Here is a 16,879-nt window from a genome sequence, read left to right as displayed (position 1 = left end):
CCTCAAAATTTACTTTGAATTATTCATCTTACGTTCGGCCTTCTTCATTTTTCGGTCGGCCTTATTGAGGGCTTTATCCGTTCCATCTTTCACATCTTCCTTCGTATTTTTAGCTGCCTTGGATACTTTATCGCCTGCCTTATCAGCTTCACGGCCTATTTTCTTACCAGCAGCTTTTGTCGTTTCTTTCGCCTGTTGTGCCGTTTCCTTTGCTTTTTCTTTTGTATCCTGTGCCGATACGAGTGCTGTTGAGAAGGCCATCGCGACGGCCAGCATAATGATCTTTTTCATGGTTGTTGAGTTGGTGATTATCGTCCTCAACAACACCCCTGCCTACTCAAATGTTTAGCCAGTGGAAAAAACTTTTAACCTAGCTGCATTCCTATTAGGTTATGGTCTTTTTTACTCTTTATGCTTGAATACTTTTACCTGATAAACGTAGTCCTGCATCCGCTTAATTTGCTTTTTGCGTGGTAAATTCGCCAGTGTGTTCTTCTTATTCAGGCGCAGCGGTTGGCCTTTCAGCGAATCAACAGGAATGTTATTGAGAGCTTCGAGTAAATAGTTGGTTTTCACAGCAAAACTTACCCCTTCTGACGTAGTTTGCTTACCGCTAATAATCCCGATCACATTTCCTTTTTCGTCCAGGAGTGGACCGCCTGAGTTACCAGGATTCACACCGATAGCTACCTGATAGGCAGTTGAATCACCCCGGTAACCTGTGCCGGAACTTAGATACCCCTCTCCATACACAATCTCTTCGCGAGGGTACCCGAGTGTGTAAACACGCTCGCCAAGATCAGATGGCCGGGACTCAAAGCTATACGGAACGGGAGGCAGTGTACGGAAGGCGCTGTCATCGCAGAGTTGCAGGAAAGCCAGATCATGCGTCTGGTCTGTATAAACGACCCGCGCTTTATAGACTTCCCCTTTTGTGCTTTGCACGTATACGGAATCGGCATCGCGAACAATGTGATTGTTCGTTACAAAATAGCCATCACCCGTTAGTAAAAAGCCAGAACCAGAAACCTGTGCCGGGTTAACACTTAGGCCACGGCCGCGGCCATTAAGATCATTCTGCATTTTACGCTGATATGACTTAACCGCCTGAATTTCTTTACTTAACTGGCTATATTGCTGCTCTTGCTGATGGCTTTGCTGATAAGACCGATATAGAAAAATAGAACCGAACGTAGTAATAATGGCCGCCGATGCAGCTACGGCCAGCGTAGTACGGTACGTTTGCCATAACGAACGAATTTGCCCCGACTGCTCCGTTGCAGACTGATATGAATCAGCCTCCAGACGCATCGCGTTCATATCGACACCAGTCTGAATTTTTGCCAGCCGCTGCTTGAACCGAATTCGGTCGCCGTAGGCATGCAGGGCGCTTTCAATGTCTTTTTCGTCGTCCATTACGGTAAAGAGTTATAAGGTTATTGAGCTAAATAGCTAGTACTAACGAGAATGGATATTTTTCGATCACATAATCCAGTCACTACAAACTCAGTAACATCTCACTGTTTATATTCCGAAAAGAAGAGCCGTTTTAGCCGCATCAGGCATTTATACTTCTGCGTTTTGGCATTATCGGCATTGGTATAGCCAAACTTTTCGGTAATGTCCTGCATACTTAAATGCTGGATGTAAAAATCATCTAACAGCGTCCGGCAGGGTTCGCCAAGCCGGTCGAGCGAATCTGCCATCAGGTCAAACTGGCGGTCACGTTCTTCATGATCGATCAGATCGTCATTCAAGTGGTCCAGCGCTACTTCATCCGAAACAGGCGTTTCCGCATCACGTACCACAAACCGATTTCGTTGAGCTAATTGCTTAAGCCATAGACGTCTGCCAATTGAATAAAGATACGTTTTCAACTGGCAGTGCAACTCAAGCGAATCACTTCTTACTTTCTCATACAACACAATCAACGCTTCCTGGTAAATATCCTTGGCATCGTCTTCGCTGCCACTGTTCGTGGTCACAAAGTGAAGCACCATCGGAAAGTACCGACGATATAACTGCGTCAGTGCATTGTCGGAGCCATCGGCCAAACCCATCAGCAACTCCTCATCCGACAATATGGGCTGCCTACTTTCCTTCATTGAGTCGAGTCATTACTTAATACAAAAATGCCTGAGACGTAACCCAAAAAAAATAATTAAAAAAACTTGGGTTACCTTTTTCCCTATGGAGTATTAACGTTGACATTAGTTAGTAATCACTTAAACGAAAACATCCCCAAAACTATGAAAGCAATCACGAAATCCGCCTTCTTTTTCATGGCTATGATCGCCCTGGCTACGTCTTGCAGCTCGAAAAAGACCGAAACCACCGAAACGACCACCACCACGACGGATTCTTCTTCGACGATGGCTACGGATTCGACGATGGCTACGGATTCTGCTTCGACGATGTCTGCTGATAGCGCGAAGTAATTTTTGCTAAGGCACAACTGCCGGTAACAATTGCCGACAACGCTATACCGATATAAGAGCCTCCTGACACAATCAGGGGGCTTTTGTTTTGTCACCAATTACATCAACAACCCTTTCAACTCATTCATTTCGCCGGTTGGTGCAGCCCGTTCGTACAGAATGTTGTAAACGGCATTCGTAATAGGCATGGCGACCTTGAATTTTCGGTTGATTTCATAAATACTTTTAACAGCATAGTATCCTTCGGCTATCATATTCATCTCGGCCTGAGCTGATTGTATGGTGTAACCCCGACCGATGAGGGTGCCGAATGTGCGATTTCGGCTAAAGGGTGAATAGGCGGTTACGAGTAAGTCGCCAAGATAGGCTGATCCGCTCAGATCACGGTGTTTGGGGTAAATGGCATCCACAAACCGCTTGATTTCCTGCATGGCATTGGACACCAGCACTGCCTGGAAATTATCGCCATAACCCAGGCCACGGGTAATACCGCAGGCCAGCGCAATGATGTTTTTCATTACGGCGCTGTACTCTATCCCATAAATATCATCAACGGGTGTTGTCTGGACAAAGCGGCAGCGTAATAAATCGGCTACTCGCTCAGCACAATCCGGGTCCTGCGAAGCAATCGTCAGATACGACTGTTTTTCAAGCGCTACTTCCTCGGCATGGCATGGACCAGCAATAACTGCCATCCGTTCCGTAGGCACCTTATATTGCTCACTGACCCAATCAGTAACCAACTGATTGGCGCCTGGAATCATTCCTTTAATGGCCGACACTACTGACTTTCCAGCGAAATTCTCCGGTTTTAAACCCGTTAACGCATCGCCAATAAATGCCGCAGGAACGGCCAGTATTATATAATCACTATCCCGAAAAGCCTCCCGAATCTTCGTGCATACCTTCACTTTACGCGTGTTAATCTGCACGTCACTCAGGTAACTAGGATTATGTCCGAATTTCTTAATATGGTCCGCATCGGACGATTTGCGAAGCCACCATTTAACACTGACGTTATTTTCGGAGAGGATTTTAACGAGCGCGGTTGCCCAGCTCCCCCCCCCTACCATTGTCAGCCGAACGGGTTGAGTTACTTTCATGAAGCAAAGTAAGGAAGAAAGGAGGAGACTCGATACAAACCACCAATACAGTCGATTCGGTTAGGGCTGTGCCTAAAATAGATAGCTCATCGAATCCTAGTCAATGGTCTTTACTTACCGAAAGCTAAGTTGGGTGACCTACAGACAACTACTTCATCAAGCAGGCGTCTATTTTTTGCATATTTGCCCAAGTACTATCACGGATAGTGCTCTAAACCTGCCACTTACACTACTATGGAGCTGTTTCTACTTGTTGTCCTGCTGATTCTTGTCATTGTCGGGAATAACCGATTTAGCGCGGTTAAAGAAGCTGTTAATCTTCAGAATACAATTATTAATCAACTACGGGCGGAATTGCTCGCGTTTCAGAAAGAGTTTCGGAGTCCGGTAACAGAACCACCACCTGCCCAACAACCCATTGAACCCATCAGTGAGCCGACTCCGGTTATCACGGTTGTTCCACCAGCACCACCCATCCTAGAGCCGGAGCCTATTTTGGTGGAATCGGTTGTGCCGGAACCAGTAATCGAACCAGCGGCTGCTCCAGTTCAACCGCTTTCTCCACAGCCGCTTATTCGGTCAGAACCAAAGCCTTCCTTCTTACAGCGATTTCTGGCAGAAAACCCGGATCTCGAAAAATTTATCGGTGAAAATCTCATCAACAAAATCGGGATTGCCATTCTGGTTGCGGGCATTGGCTACTTTGTGAAGTTTGCCATTGATCAAAACTGGATAAACGAAATTGGCCGTGTACTAATTGGCATTCTAGCGGGTGGCTTATTGTTGGGCGTCGCTCACCGCCTTCGGAACACGTTTACAGCCTTTAGTTCAGTATTGGTAGCGGGGGGACTATCTGTCCTTTATTTCACCATTGCCATTGCCTTCTCCGACTATAAGATTTTCAGCCAAACAGCGGCTTTTCTGCTAATGGTGGTTATTACGGGCTTCGCCGTCCTGCTGGCCATTGCCTACAACCGATCTGCCCTGGCGGTGATGTCGCTCATTGGCGGATTTGCTACTCCATTCATGGTGAGTACGGGGCATAGTAATTATGTTGTACTGTTTAGCTATCTGCTTGTTCTAGACTGTGGAATGCTGGTATTAGCTTATTTCAAGAAATGGAACATCGTTCATTTTGTGGCCTATGGATTCACGGTCCTGCTATACAGTCTATGGCTCAGTACCGAAGTTCTGGGGGTTAAGCAAGGGCCTTATAGCGGTGCCTTACTCTTTGCTTCGCTGTTTTATGTCGTCTTTATGGCTATGAACCTAATCTACAATCTGAAACATCAGGCAAAATTCTTGGCCATTGAAATCAGCTTGCTCCTGAGTACTACAGCATTTTATTATGCAGCAGGGATGATAATTCTGGCTAATGTAAATCACGGGGCTTATCAGGGACTGTTTACAGCAGGATTAGCTGTCGTAAATTTTGGCATTGCTACGTTATTATACCGCCAAGGGACGGTAGACCGAACGCTCATTTACCTGCTGATTGGCTTGGTCGTCACCTTTGCCAGCCTGACGGTTCCTATTCAACTGGATGGTAATTTTATTACGATGTTCTGGGCTCTGGAAGCCGTGTTACTTCTTTGGCTGTCGCAACGTTCGGGCTTAACGTTGCTGGCAACAGGAGCCGTGATTGTGATGGGGTTAATGCTGATTAGCCTGACCATGGACTGGTCGGCACTTTACCGGGATGCCTACACACCTCCCTTCCTGCACATCGTGTTTAACAAAGCGTTCGTTACCAGCTTAATTGCCATTGCTAGCTTAGCCTTAACTCAGCGGTTACTACGAAATCAAGCGTCTCCGTTTCAGTTCTGGCTTGGTCAGTTGAATGTATCGACCTATCAACGCATTATCGGCTACCTGATGGTTATCGTTACCTATTTCGCGGGTGTCTGCGAACTCGATTATCAGGCTAGTCACGCGTTTGGATTTGGCGCTAATCGCACCATTTTTCTAGGTACGTACAACTTGCTTTTTGCCGCCGGGCTGCTGCTGATCGCTCGGCGGTCTGCCCTCCGCAGCAGGTTACTACAGACTTCAGTGCTTGGTGTTATTCTCCTTCTTTTATACGTAACGTTTTTCGACCCGGCGGTGCATGATTTGTTAGGAGCTTATTTTCAAGGACAGGACACTAGTCTTATTGGGTTCCCGATTCATTATCTCAGTTTAGCTTGCGTGCTAGGCCTGTTGGTTTTACTGCATACCATCCGACCACAGTTGGACCCGCTTCCGGCAGTATTTGGCAAGATCTGGCCATGGTTTCTTGGGTTCATACTGGTCTATACCGCTAGCTCAGAATTGTATTCGCATGTGGTGTATTTTACGTTTTCCGGCGCTGATCTTCCGACCTCAACTAACCAAAAACTTGACGTTGCTACCCGCTATTACGCCTTACTCGAACAAATCAACAAAGTAGGTTTACCAATCTTATGGGGCGTTTGTGCCTTCGCGTTTATGTACGTGGGGCTGAATCGGCGGAACCGCCAGTTTCGGATCATATCGCTCAGTTTATTTGCACTCACACTCTTGAAACTGTTCTTTTATGACCTTCAGGGAATTTCGGAAGGCGGACGAATTGCAGCCTTTATTTCGCTGGGGGCGCTGTTACTTATCATTTCATTCATGTACCAGCGCATTAAGCGGCTTATTCTCGACACTGACACACCACAATCTGCTCCAGAGGAACTATGAATAAGTTACTAGTCCTGCTTCTGGCAGGCTTCCTGATTACGTTCATAAGCAAGGCGCAATCGTTTCGTTTTCAGGCCCCTGTTAATACGGTTCAGCAATCAGGTTTTCACCGGATTATGCTTCCGCCCAATGTAGTAGGTCAGTTGAACGGAAGTCTGACCGACATTCGGCTTTATGACGGACAACAAAAAGAGGTGCCTTATGTGCTAATTCGGCAACAGCCTGAACAGGTGTCTTCTTTTGCGGATTATGACATCGTTAGTAAGCAATCGCGCCCAAATGTAGCCACCACACTAGTCCTACGCAACCAGGCAAAAAGCCGTATTACGTCCCTGTCCCTTGTGCTGAAAAATACAAACGTGGGTAAAACAGCTCAGCTCAGTGGGAGTTCGGATGCGCATAACTGGTACGCCATCGACGATGCAATTTGGCTTGGCCCGACCCAGAATCCCATCAACACAACGGAAACAAAACAAATCAACTTTCCACTTAGTGATTATGAATATTATCGGTTAGTGATCAATGACTCCCTAAGTACTCCGTTGAATATTTTGCGCGTTGGCCATTCTACACAACAGGCCGCAGCCGGTGCTTACTCTACGATTCCAAACCTATCCTTTTCACAACGTGATAGTAGTGACAAACATACCTATATACATCTCGTCGGCTCAGGTAATGCCCGGTTTGATAAACTCATTATTACAATTCAGGCATCTGCTCCCTTCAGTCGGCGAGCCGAAATAGGTCAGTTTCACTCCCGAAAATTGAAACGTGGACGTATTGACCGCTGGTTCGAGGTTATTCGGACCATTGAGCTAAGTTCAGCGGATAGCCATGAGGTGTATTTGCCGGGTTTAAAAACGAAAGACGTATACGTAGTTATCGCCAACGACGATAGTCCACCGCTTGTGATTCAGGATGTTCATGGGTATCAATTAACCACTTATCTACTAGCTGACCTACTAGCTGGTCAGCCCTACCAGCTTCATTTTTCGACAGACGATGTAGTTGCGCCTTCTTATGATCTGACGCCCTTCAAACCCATATCGACTGGGAATCAACCCATCATTGGCATTGGCCCTGTAAGACCCAATAGTATCCGTAGCGAACAGACCACTTTGTTTTTCACCGACAGCCGTATTATCTGGCCAGCGTTAGGGCTGGTGTTAGTAGTATTAGGGCTATTGTCATATCGGATGTTGCGGGCTATGGAGAAGGAAACTGTATAAACCTCTAAGGCGTTCATTTATCCTTGCAAATTATAAGCTGACTTAGTAATTTGCAAGGATGGTAGATCGAGCAATAACGGCCAGGATTAAGGAAGATTTAGATTTCTTTCCTATTGTAAGTATCATTGGGCCACGACAGGTTGGGAAAACAACACTGGCAAAACAATTAAGCAAACAACTGAGTAAGGAGACGCTTTACCTTGATCTTGAACTCGCAACAGACGCCCAAAAACTGATAGATGCTCAAACGTATCTGCAACGAAACGTCAGCAAATGCGTGATTTTAGACGAGATTCAACGAATGCCGCATCTCTTTCCACTGCTTCGTGCCTTAGTGGACCAGCAACGAGAGCCAGCTCGCTTCATCCTGCTTGGCTCATCATCTCCAGATCTAATCCGCGAGAGTTCAGAAAGTCTGGCAGGGCGTATTAGTTACATAGAATTAATGCCTTTCTCCTGGCCTGAAGTTATGACAATCGACTCAATGGCTATGCATTGGCTTAAAGGAGGTTTTCCAGAAGCCTTTCTTGCCCCTCGTCTAACGCTCACGTTTCGGTGGCTATCAAGCTTTGTTCAAACTTATATCGAACGTGATATTAGGGCATTAGGCTATGAAATTTCTGGCCACACACTCAACAAACTACTGTCAATGATTGCCCATATCAACAGTAGTATTCTCAATGTGAGTGATCTGGCCCGTTCTCTCGGCGTATCTCAACCAACCATCAATCGCTATCTTGACCTGCTGGAAGGAAGCTTTGTTATACATCGGTTATCTCCCTATTTTGCTAATGTGAGCAAGCGTTTAGTTAAAGCCCCAAAGTTATATCTCCGTGATTCTGGTCTTCTACACCAACTCGCTCAGGTTATTAGCTATGATGCGCTGTTAGGTCATCCGATTGTTGGTTCATCCTGGGAAGGTTATGTCATTGAGCAAACACACCGGGTTGTGGGAGATGCCTGGTCGTTCTACTATTACCGAACCGCTGCCGGTGCCGAAATCGACTTGTTGCTAGTGGCTCCCAATGGCAAAAAAGCAGCCATCGAAATCAAATTATCAAATGCGCCTACGGTATCGAAAGGCTTTTATCAAAGTATTGCCGACATCAATCCGGATTATGCATTCATCGTTATTCCCGAAGGTGAGAGTTATCCAAAGGCCGATGGGCTTTGGGTCTGCAACCTGACTGAGTTTTTAATGGCACGGTTGCCAGCCATTTATACGGCCTGATAATTGACTGATGCTTCCTTGAAACTACTCACAACATTCGCCCTCAGCCACTTATGCGCTAGCGCTGCCATATCCTTCGGTAAGGATATAATTAGTCCGGCTTTTCGTACGGTTGTTATAGGTTGTCAACACCAGTTGGGAAATGTGTCGAACGTTAGGCGACTCCTGTTAAGCTGGCTGATGCATTATTGGATTCGGATAGTGATGGTTCAGGACACCCTCATTTTCTGTTGCTATCCTAAATAAACCGATAAGGTCTTCAAGACCTTATCGGTTTATTTATTTACTCCTTCTCTTCTTCTTTCTTCTTATTCTTGTTCGGGTCTCGTTTGGTTACAAGCTCACCGTTTTTAAGTTTCTTCGAAACGGCAATGAATGGCCCCGAGATAATCTGTTCGCCCACTTTTAGGCCTGAGAGTATTTCTATATTTTCAAAATCACTGATACCAGTTTTCACTTCGCGTTGTACGGCTTTACCGCCTACATTCACAAAAACAATTTCTTTAGGCTTCTCTTTCTTATCTGCCTGTGCGGCTGGTTTTTCTTCTACAGTACCATTGCTATTGTCTTTCATCTTCGCGGTGTCAATGGCCGTAGAGTCCGCTCCACGCGTGGTTACGGCAGCAATCGGCACCGATAACACACCGGTTTTCCGGTCCGTTAAGATCTCAACAGAAGCGGTCATACCTGGCTTAAACGGGTAGCCTTTTTTATCTTTTTCGGCTAGCAGATCAGAGTAGGAATTATTCAGGATTTTCACCTTCACCTCAAACTCGGTTACGGCATCAGCGGAGAGCGAAGCGGCTGCTCCAGATGAACTCGTCAATCCATTGGCTGTATTACCAATCTCATAGACAACACCCTTAAATTTTCGGCCAGCGGTTGTATACGAATCCACTTCAATATCGGCCGTATCACCGAGGTTCACACGTACAATGTCGTTTTCGTTTACATTGACGCGAACCTCCATATTTTGCAGATTGGCAATCCGCATGATTTCGGTACCGGCCATTTGCGAGGTACCCACCACGCGTTCACCCAGTTCAATATTCAGTTTCGAAACGGTTCCGTTTACTGGGCAATAAATCGTTGTTTTACGCAGGTTTTCGTTTGCATCACGAAGGCTGGCTTCGGCGCTTTGAATGTTAAACTGCGATGCCCGAACATTGGCATTAGCCGCTTCTACTTCCTGCTTGGCTACGTTAAAGTTAGCCTCACTGGTTTCCAGATCAGATGATGAAATTACTTTATCGGCAAAGAGTTTACGGTTCCGCTCATAGTCAGCTTTGGCCCGAATTAGGCGTGCACCCGACTGCGCTACAGAAGCTTTTGCCTGCTCTAACTGTGCACGGCTTTGGTTAACCGTTGCCCGCGCCCGCGCCAGCAACGACTCGTAGTTATCAGGCCGAATACGGCACAGCAGTTGACCTGCCTTAACAGGGTCACCTTCATTAACGTACAAACCAATAATTTCGCCCGATACATCCGGACTTATTTTTACTTCAACCTGAGGCTGAACACGGCCTGAGGCACTGACCCGCTCTGTAATATCAAGCCGTTTAACCGACGCAAAGTCAACTTCTGTTGCCTTTGGCTTTCCAATCATACCCGTTTGTTTGGCAGCTACCAAGCCACCTACAATCAAAACAACGAGCCCTCCTAATATCCACCAAATGCGATTTGACTTCTTCTTCATAATGAGTGAATGAGCGATTGAATGAATGAGCGAATGAATGAGTAGCTAGATTATTAACCCATTCTCTCAATCTCTCATTCAACCATTAATTAAAACTAAGCGGTTTATTTTGGTAAAAGTCTAAAATCTTGGTTCTGAACACATAATCGTATTTCGCTTGTACCAATTGAGCACGAGCATTGTCGAGCCGGAGTTTAGCAAGGCTGTAATCAACAGCGTTGATCGCCCCTGCATTGAAACGGCTTTCAGCTGCCTTAAATGCCCGATCTAAAGATGAAACCGATGCTTCAGTGGCTCGATAGCGGTTGGAAGCCGCCAGCAGATTTGTGTATGCCGTTTCGATCTGTTGGCGTAGCAGCAACCGAGTATTATCAGCCGTAAGTTGTGTATTCTGCTGTTGAATAATAGCACTTGTTACGTTGGTACGGAACTGCCGGTTTGTAAAAATAGGAATATTGAGGTTAAGCGACACCCCACGGTTGAGGGTATTGCTTAATTGCTCAAAAAAACCATACGTTTGAAATGAACCGCCTGGCTGCGTAGTGATGATGGTAACTGGTTGTATAGTACCGCCGATGAGAACGTTAGCGTCTGTTCTATTCTCCGTTGTTGACCCATCAGCAATAAACCGCGAGAGCCCAACACTCGAATAAAGCGACGATAAATTACCACTTAAACTAAGGCGTGGATATAAGCCCGCCTTGGCTACATCAACCGCTATACGCGCACTTTCAGTACGAAGATCAGCGGCCTGAATTTGCGGCTGTGAACTTAAGGCTGTTTCATACACCTGCAATGCGGTTGCCGAATACCCTTCAATACGAGGGTCTGGCAGCTTAATATATTCAATCTCAAAAGACTGGCCGCCCGGTAGGTTCATAGCCTGCAATAAAGCAAGTTTTGCCAGATCGACCGTATTCTGAGCATTCACAATGGCTAATTCATCGTTCGCCAGCGTCGCTTTAATTTCAAACAGGTTTGCTTCTGGAGCAGAACCCGCATTCACTAATTTCTGCGTACGCTCTACCTGAAGTTGCGAGGTCTCGGCCTGCCGTTTAGCAACGGCTAACTGCTCAGCACCGGTTAATACGCCCAGATATTGCTGTATGACATTAAGAATTACGTTATTTTCAGTCGCATCCAGTTCTTTTTCCGTGGCCTTAACAATAACCTGGTTCTGACGAATCAGATTCTTCAATTGATAGCCCTGAAAAATGGGTACTGAGCCAGAAAGCTGAAAATTATTAGATCGTACCCCTACATCAACGAACTGGTTGGTACTCGGGTTGATATTTCGACCGGAACTGAAACCTTGCGAAGCAAATCCGTTAACGGTTGGTAACTGATTAAGCTTTGACTGCTTTAATAGCAATGCACTATTCTGTACCTGCAATTGCCCCTGCCGAACGGTAATGTTATTCTTCAGGGCAATATCAATACATTGCGGTAAACTCAGCACGGGGAGGGTGTCCGTTTTGGCTGTCCCCACCCCTGGCGACACGGTTCCCGGTGCGTTTTGTGCGCGCAAGCCTGACGGGCTTACGGACAGCAAACATCCCACGATTCCGATTCCTAAAAAAAGCTTACGCTGCATACACATAATTTTGATGGTTCAATGTTACAAACTTACCTTCGGCGCAGCTATCGTTTTAGGATAAACGGCGCAAACTAAGCATGTTTCTGGTTTATAATTCGGATGTACTTTCTGAAAATGAATTCCGTCTGTCGGAAAACGACCGGGCGTTCCAATATGGCGACGGTCTGTTCGAAACCATTCGGTACGAAAATGGCCGGGTTTGGTACTGGCCCGACCATTTCGCCCGGCTTACTGCCGGGATGGCTGCCTTGCAATTCAATCAACCGGAAGGGTTCAACACCGAAACAGTTTTTGAGGGCATTCAGCAATTACTTTCGGCAAACAAGCTAATAAATCAACCCGCCCGCATCAAAATTCAAGTATGGCGACAATCCGGTGGCCTGTACACGCCATCCAGCAACCATGCTTACACTTTGATTACAGCCCGGGCTGGGCATGCGTTTTCAATAACGGAAAAATCGTTAGTTGGCATTTATGACGCGTTTCGCTTAACCCAGTCGCCAGTTTCGGCCTTTAAAACCCTGAACGCTCTCCCCTACGTGCTGGCTGGCCTTTACAAACAACAGCATGCTATTGACGACGTTATTCTGCTCGATACGAACGGCAACCTAGCCGAATGCCTTGCCTCAAACTTATTCTGGTATAGTAACCAAACCCTGCTTACTCCCTCGCTGCAAACCGGCTGCATCAACGGCATTGTGCGGCAGCAACTACTTCGGTTAGCCCCTTCAATAGGCATTGCCGTTGCCGAAGGGGCTTACAAGCCAGCCGAACTGGTGCATGCTGAAGCTGTATTTTGCGTGAATGTTATGGGGATTCAATCGATGCGTCAGATAAGCGGCCTATCACTCAAAGGTAGGAAAGCAGACTTCACGACCGATCCGCTACTTAACGCCCTGTTCACTCAGCTTCAGCGCTGAATCTTCCAGCCAGCCGTCTTTGAGCCTGATTACCCGCGAGCCATATTCAGCATTGACTTCTGAGTGCGTTACCTGAACGATCGTTACACCATCTTTCTGGTTCAGTTCGCGGAACAGTTCCATAATATCACGGGCCTGATCGGAGTGCAGATTACCCGTTGGTTCATCAGCGAAAATAACGCTTGGCTCTGCCGCCAGCGCCCGCGCAATACCAACCAATTGTTGCTGCCCGCCAGATAATTGTGCCGGAAACAAATCCTTTTTGGCCACCATATTGAATCGGTCGAGCAGTTCAGCAACCCGGCTTTTGCGCTCTGAACCGTTCAGGCCTTTGTAGAGCAGAGGGGTTTCGATGTTTTCATAGACTGTCAGTTCATCAATAAGATGATAGGCCTGAAAGACAAAACCAATCCGGGTACGATGTAGCTCAGTCCGTCTTTTTTCCGATAATTTCTGAACAGGTTGATCATCAAAGAAATATTCCCCTTCGGAGGGTTCTTCGAGTAAACCCAGAATATGCAGCAACGTAGACTTGCCCGATCCAGACGGCCCCATGATGGATACGAACTCGCCCTGAGCTATTTCGAGGTTGATGTTACGCAACACATATACCCGGCCGAAACCAGCGGGGTAGAATTTCGAGACGTTGCGGAGTTGAATCATATTTAATTACTTTAGTAAGGAGTTAAGTTAAGCCGATTGATCGTTAGGGGTGTTTACTGCTCAAAAAGCAATCCGTATCAACAAATATTGTAAAGCAATTAAAGCCTTCGTTCACTTTTCCGTTTATACTATTACTTTCGATTCGATATACGAAGATCAAGCGTCATGCCAAACTCATAGTTCATTGATTAATAGAATTTTACAGTAGGCATCCCGCTATAGGGCGTCCGTTACCGGACAAAGATATCCTTAAAACCGGACATCTTTTTTCGGGTTACAATGCAACATAGAGTCTCTTTTTCGCATCTTCTACTAAATCATACAAACACCTTCACCAATGAAAGCAATTATTGCAGGAATTTTCATCCTAACGACCAGTATAAACTCGGCGAGCACCGACGATTGGAAAAAAGATCGCACTGTTTCAGGATTTACGGGCTTGAGTGTCAGCAGCGGCATTGACGTTTATTTAACGCAGGGAAACTCGGAAAAACTAACGCTCGAAGCAAAAGGCGTCGACGAAGATCGGGTTATCTCGGAAGTCAAAAATGGTACGTTGAAACTCTATATTGAACGAAAAGGGTTCAGTGGCTGGAATTTTGGTCGTAATACTTACGTGAAAGCCTATCTGACATTTAAACAGTTGAATAACTTACAGGCGTCGGGCGGTGCGGATGTGTTTGGTCAGGGTAGGCTCTCCTTCAACGATCTGAATCTGGATGCATCGGGTGGGTCGGATGTAAAACTGGAGCTTAAAGCCGATCAATTGAACGTATCCGCATCGGGCGGAGCAGATGCTATCCTTCAAGGCTCTGTTCGTACACTTAACGCCAATGGTTCGGGTGGTGCCGACCTAGATGCCCGCAAACTAACTGCCGACATCTGCAATGCCAACTCATCGGGTGGTTCTGATGTGTATGTCAACGCCAGTAAAGAGTTGAGCATGAAGGCATCGGGAGGTTCAGACATTTATTATTCCGGCTCCGCTAAAGTATTAGCCAAGAGTGAGTCGGGCGGCTCGGATATTAAGCGGAGAGATTAGATACTGGAATTAGTATAGTATGTGCAGTGGGTGTAGTGGGTAAAAGCAGTAATTTTGCAGCCGCACTATCTGCACTCACTGCACATACTACAACTCACTCCACCAACACGTGACACCTACTATTGGTATTCTCGGCGGGGGCCAGCTTGGCCTGATGCTCTTGCAAGCCGCAATTGACTGGAATCTCCGCGTTCATATTCTTGACCCCGATGCCGAAGCACCTTGTCGGCATCTCTGCACTCAATTTACTCAAGGCTCATTAATTGATTACGATACGGTGTATCAATTTGGGCAGTCGGTCGATGTGCTGACAATTGAAATTGAGCGCGTTAATGTAGAAGCACTCGAAGCGCTTGAACGCGAAGGAAAACGTGTTTTTCCACAACCATCGGTCATTCGGATTATCCAGGACAAACGACTACAGAAACAATTTTACCACGACCATAACCTACCCACTGCCGATTTTATTCTGACCGAAAATCGGGCGGATGTCGCCTTACTAGAAATTCATCAGCCCGACTTTTTTCCTGCTTTCCATAAACTCGGTCGCGATGGATACGATGGTCGTGGTGTTCAGCGTATTGCAACAGTTGCCGATGTTGGAAAAGCCTTCGACGCTCCCGGTGTCCTGGAAAAAGCCGTTGATTTCGAGAAAGAATTAGCCGTCATTGTTGCCCGAAATGAGCAAGGTGAGGTACAGACCTTTCCAACCGTCGAGATGGTTTTTCACCCAGAACTAAATCTGGTTGAATACCTCTTTGCCCCTGCTGAAATTTCGGATAATATCAATCAGCAAGCGCAGGATATTGCTCGTAAAACCGCTGATGCCTTTGGTATTGTGGGTTTACTGGCAGTAGAATTATTCCTGGATAAGTCTGGAAATGTGTTGATTAACGAAGTAGCTCCGCGCCCGCATAATAGTGGTCACCAGACCATACGTGCCAATGTAACTTCGCAGTTTGAACAGCACTGGCGGGCCATCCTCAACTATCCGCTTGGCGATACGTCAGCCTATCAACCTGCTGCTATGGTAAACCTCCTCGGTGAGGATGGTCATACCGGGCCAGCTGTTTATGAAGGCTTAGAAAACCTGCTGGCCATGCCAGGGGTATTCCCATTTTTCTACGGCAAAGCCATCACCAAACCCTTCCGCAAAATGGGCCACGTAACAGTCATGGACGATTCGCTGGATGCATTGCGAGAGAAGGTGGCGGAGGTGAAAACGAAAATTCGGGTGGTTTCTTAACCAGTTTTTAACCGCAAAGGGCGCAAAGAAAACGCAAGGCACGTAAGGAAAAACTTTGCGTTCTTTGCGATAACCTTTGCGCCCTTTGCGTTTAAAAACTGGTTAACCTACCCTACTACATTCGTTAGCGTTCCGATTCCTTCGATGCTAATACTGATTTCGTCGCCGGAGCGAAGCGTAAAACTATCGGGAGGCACAATACCTGTACCCGTCATCAGATAACATCCGTTGGCGAAGGAACACTCACGAAACAGAAACGAGACCAGTTCCGTATGCTGTCGTTTCATTTGATCAATAGCGATGTTATTCGTAAAAACGGCCTGATCATCCCGAATGATTTCCAGTCGAATCTGTGTTTCGGGCGCAATAGGTGTTTTAGGAACATAGAGGCAGGGGCCAAGGGCTGCACTACCATCGTAGCTTTTGGCTTGTGGCAAATACAACGGATTCTCACCCTCAATACTCCGCGAACTCATGTCGTTACCGCAGGTATAGCCAACTATTTTACCCGTCGATGTAATAAACAGGGTCAATTCTGGCTCGGGTACATTCCAGGTTGAGTCTGCCCGAATACGAACGTTAGCGCCTGGCCCAACAACGCGCTCAGGCGTGGCTTTGAAGAACAACTCGGGCCGTTCGGCATCGTAAACGCGGTCATAAAAGTTATCGCCCCCTGATTTTTTTGACTCTTCCATACGCGCGTTTCGGCTACGCAGGTAGGTAACCCCCGATGCCCACACTTCCTGACGACCAATGGGAGCCAGTACGCTGGATTTAGTCCAGGCTTCGGCCTCATCCGATGGCGGGGTAATTGCCGTTGTAGTTACTAAAAAATCATGCAAATCATCTCGATTGACCAATTCGTCCCAATCAGCGGCAGGAATGGAATAAAATTGATTTTGATAGTCAGCAACAATGCCGAAGCGGGTTTTGTAAAGTTTCATGGAAGGCGAATTTGTCAGCAATTATAGTGCACGAAGGCGACTTTTTACACTAAAAAGCGTTATCTTA

General features: G+C 46.5%; 15 protein-coding genes. 7 read left to right on the top strand and 8 right to left on the bottom strand.

Annotation, left to right across the window (positions count from 1 at the left end; genetic code table 11):
- Positions 1-9 precede the first annotated feature (9 nt).
- From EXU85_RS10335 to EXU85_RS10325, 3 genes are all read right to left on the bottom strand, one after another.
- Entirely contained in the window at positions 10-291 is a 282-nt protein-coding gene (locus tag EXU85_RS10335; protein WP_142772008.1) for a hypothetical protein, read from the bottom strand.
- A gap of 111 nt (positions 292-402) precedes the next feature.
- A complete protein-coding gene (locus EXU85_RS10330; RefSeq protein ID WP_142772007.1) occupies positions 403-1,416 on the bottom strand; it encodes a S1C family serine protease in 1,014 nt (337 codons plus the stop codon).
- 101 nt (positions 1,417-1,517) lie between these two features.
- Complete coding sequence (locus EXU85_RS10325) at positions 1,518-2,105, bottom strand: RNA polymerase sigma factor (protein ID WP_142772006.1); 588 nt, start codon at positions 2,103-2,105, stop codon at positions 1,518-1,520.
- A gap of 177 nt (positions 2,106-2,282) precedes the next feature.
- Here EXU85_RS10325 and EXU85_RS35625 point away from each other — a divergent pair, with 177 nt between their 5' ends.
- Positions 2,283-2,438 (top strand): hypothetical protein, encoded by a 156-nt coding sequence (locus EXU85_RS35625; protein WP_198174729.1) that lies wholly within the window; start codon positions 2,283-2,285, stop codon positions 2,436-2,438.
- A 98-nt stretch (positions 2,439-2,536) separates the two neighbouring features.
- Here EXU85_RS35625 and EXU85_RS10315 read toward each other — a convergent pair whose 3' ends face one another.
- Complete coding sequence (locus tag EXU85_RS10315; RefSeq protein WP_142772005.1) at positions 2,537-3,541, bottom strand: NAD(P)H-dependent glycerol-3-phosphate dehydrogenase; 1,005 nt, start codon at positions 3,539-3,541, stop codon at positions 2,537-2,539.
- Positions 3,542-3,775: 234 nt separating this feature from the next.
- On the opposite strand from EXU85_RS10315, the gene EXU85_RS10310 reads away from it, so the two are divergent.
- From EXU85_RS10310 to EXU85_RS10300, 3 genes are read left to right on the top strand one after another with little or no spacing between them, the layout of a single operon-like run.
- Positions 3,776-6,244 (top strand): DUF2339 domain-containing protein, encoded by a 2,469-nt coding sequence (locus tag EXU85_RS10310; RefSeq protein WP_142772004.1) that lies wholly within the window; start codon positions 3,776-3,778, stop codon positions 6,242-6,244.
- Entirely contained in the window at positions 6,241-7,473 is a 1,233-nt protein-coding gene (locus EXU85_RS10305) for a hypothetical protein (protein ID WP_142772003.1), read from the top strand. The genes EXU85_RS10310 and EXU85_RS10305 overlap by 4 nt, the downstream gene beginning before the upstream one ends.
- Positions 7,474-7,531: 58 nt before the next feature.
- On the top strand, positions 7,532-8,704 hold the full coding sequence (locus EXU85_RS10300) for an ATP-binding protein (RefSeq protein ID WP_142772002.1): 1,173 nt from the start codon (positions 7,532-7,534) through the stop codon (positions 8,702-8,704).
- A 283-nt stretch (positions 8,705-8,987) separates the two neighbouring features.
- Here EXU85_RS10300 and EXU85_RS10295 read toward each other — a convergent pair whose 3' ends face one another.
- Positions 8,988-10,400 (bottom strand): efflux RND transporter periplasmic adaptor subunit, encoded by a 1,413-nt coding sequence (locus tag EXU85_RS10295; protein ID WP_142772001.1) that lies wholly within the window; start codon positions 10,398-10,400, stop codon positions 8,988-8,990.
- An 85-nt stretch (positions 10,401-10,485) separates the two neighbouring features.
- On the bottom strand, positions 10,486-11,928 hold the full coding sequence (locus tag EXU85_RS10290) for a TolC family protein (RefSeq protein ID WP_246859495.1): 1,443 nt from the start codon (positions 11,926-11,928) through the stop codon (positions 10,486-10,488).
- A 146-nt stretch (positions 11,929-12,074) separates the two neighbouring features.
- Here EXU85_RS10290 and EXU85_RS10285 point away from each other — a divergent pair, with 146 nt between their 5' ends.
- On the top strand, positions 12,075-12,917 hold the full coding sequence (locus EXU85_RS10285) for an aminotransferase class IV (protein WP_142771999.1): 843 nt from the start codon (positions 12,075-12,077) through the stop codon (positions 12,915-12,917).
- On the opposite strand, the gene EXU85_RS10280 is transcribed toward EXU85_RS10285, so the two are convergent.
- Entirely contained in the window at positions 12,882-13,580 is a 699-nt protein-coding gene (locus EXU85_RS10280) for an ABC transporter ATP-binding protein (RefSeq protein WP_142771998.1), read from the bottom strand. The genes EXU85_RS10285 and EXU85_RS10280 overlap by 36 nt on opposite strands.
- A gap of 337 nt (positions 13,581-13,917) precedes the next feature.
- Between EXU85_RS10280 and EXU85_RS10275 the strand changes: the two genes are divergently transcribed.
- Both EXU85_RS10275 and EXU85_RS10270 read left to right on the top strand, forming a co-directional pair.
- A complete protein-coding gene (locus EXU85_RS10275; protein ID WP_142771997.1) occupies positions 13,918-14,622 on the top strand; it encodes a head GIN domain-containing protein in 705 nt (234 codons plus the stop codon).
- A 154-nt stretch (positions 14,623-14,776) separates the two neighbouring features.
- Positions 14,777-15,868 (top strand): 5-(carboxyamino)imidazole ribonucleotide synthase, encoded by a 1,092-nt coding sequence (locus tag EXU85_RS10270; protein WP_246859618.1) that lies wholly within the window; start codon positions 14,777-14,779, stop codon positions 15,866-15,868.
- 107 nt (positions 15,869-15,975) lie between these two features.
- Here the strand turns inward: EXU85_RS10270 and EXU85_RS10265 are convergent, their stop codons facing one another.
- Positions 15,976-16,812: a fumarylacetoacetate hydrolase family protein gene (locus EXU85_RS10265; RefSeq protein WP_142771995.1), complete on the bottom strand. Its 837-nt coding sequence runs from the start codon at positions 16,810-16,812 to the stop codon at positions 15,976-15,978.
- Positions 16,813-16,879 lie beyond the last annotated feature (67 nt).

This window comes from Spirosoma sp. KCTC 42546, assembly GCF_006965485.1.
GTDB lineage: Bacteria > Bacteroidota > Bacteroidia > Cytophagales > Spirosomataceae > Spirosoma.
Note: the sequence above shows the minus strand (reverse complement) of the source record. Positions and strands in the feature narration are given on the sequence as shown.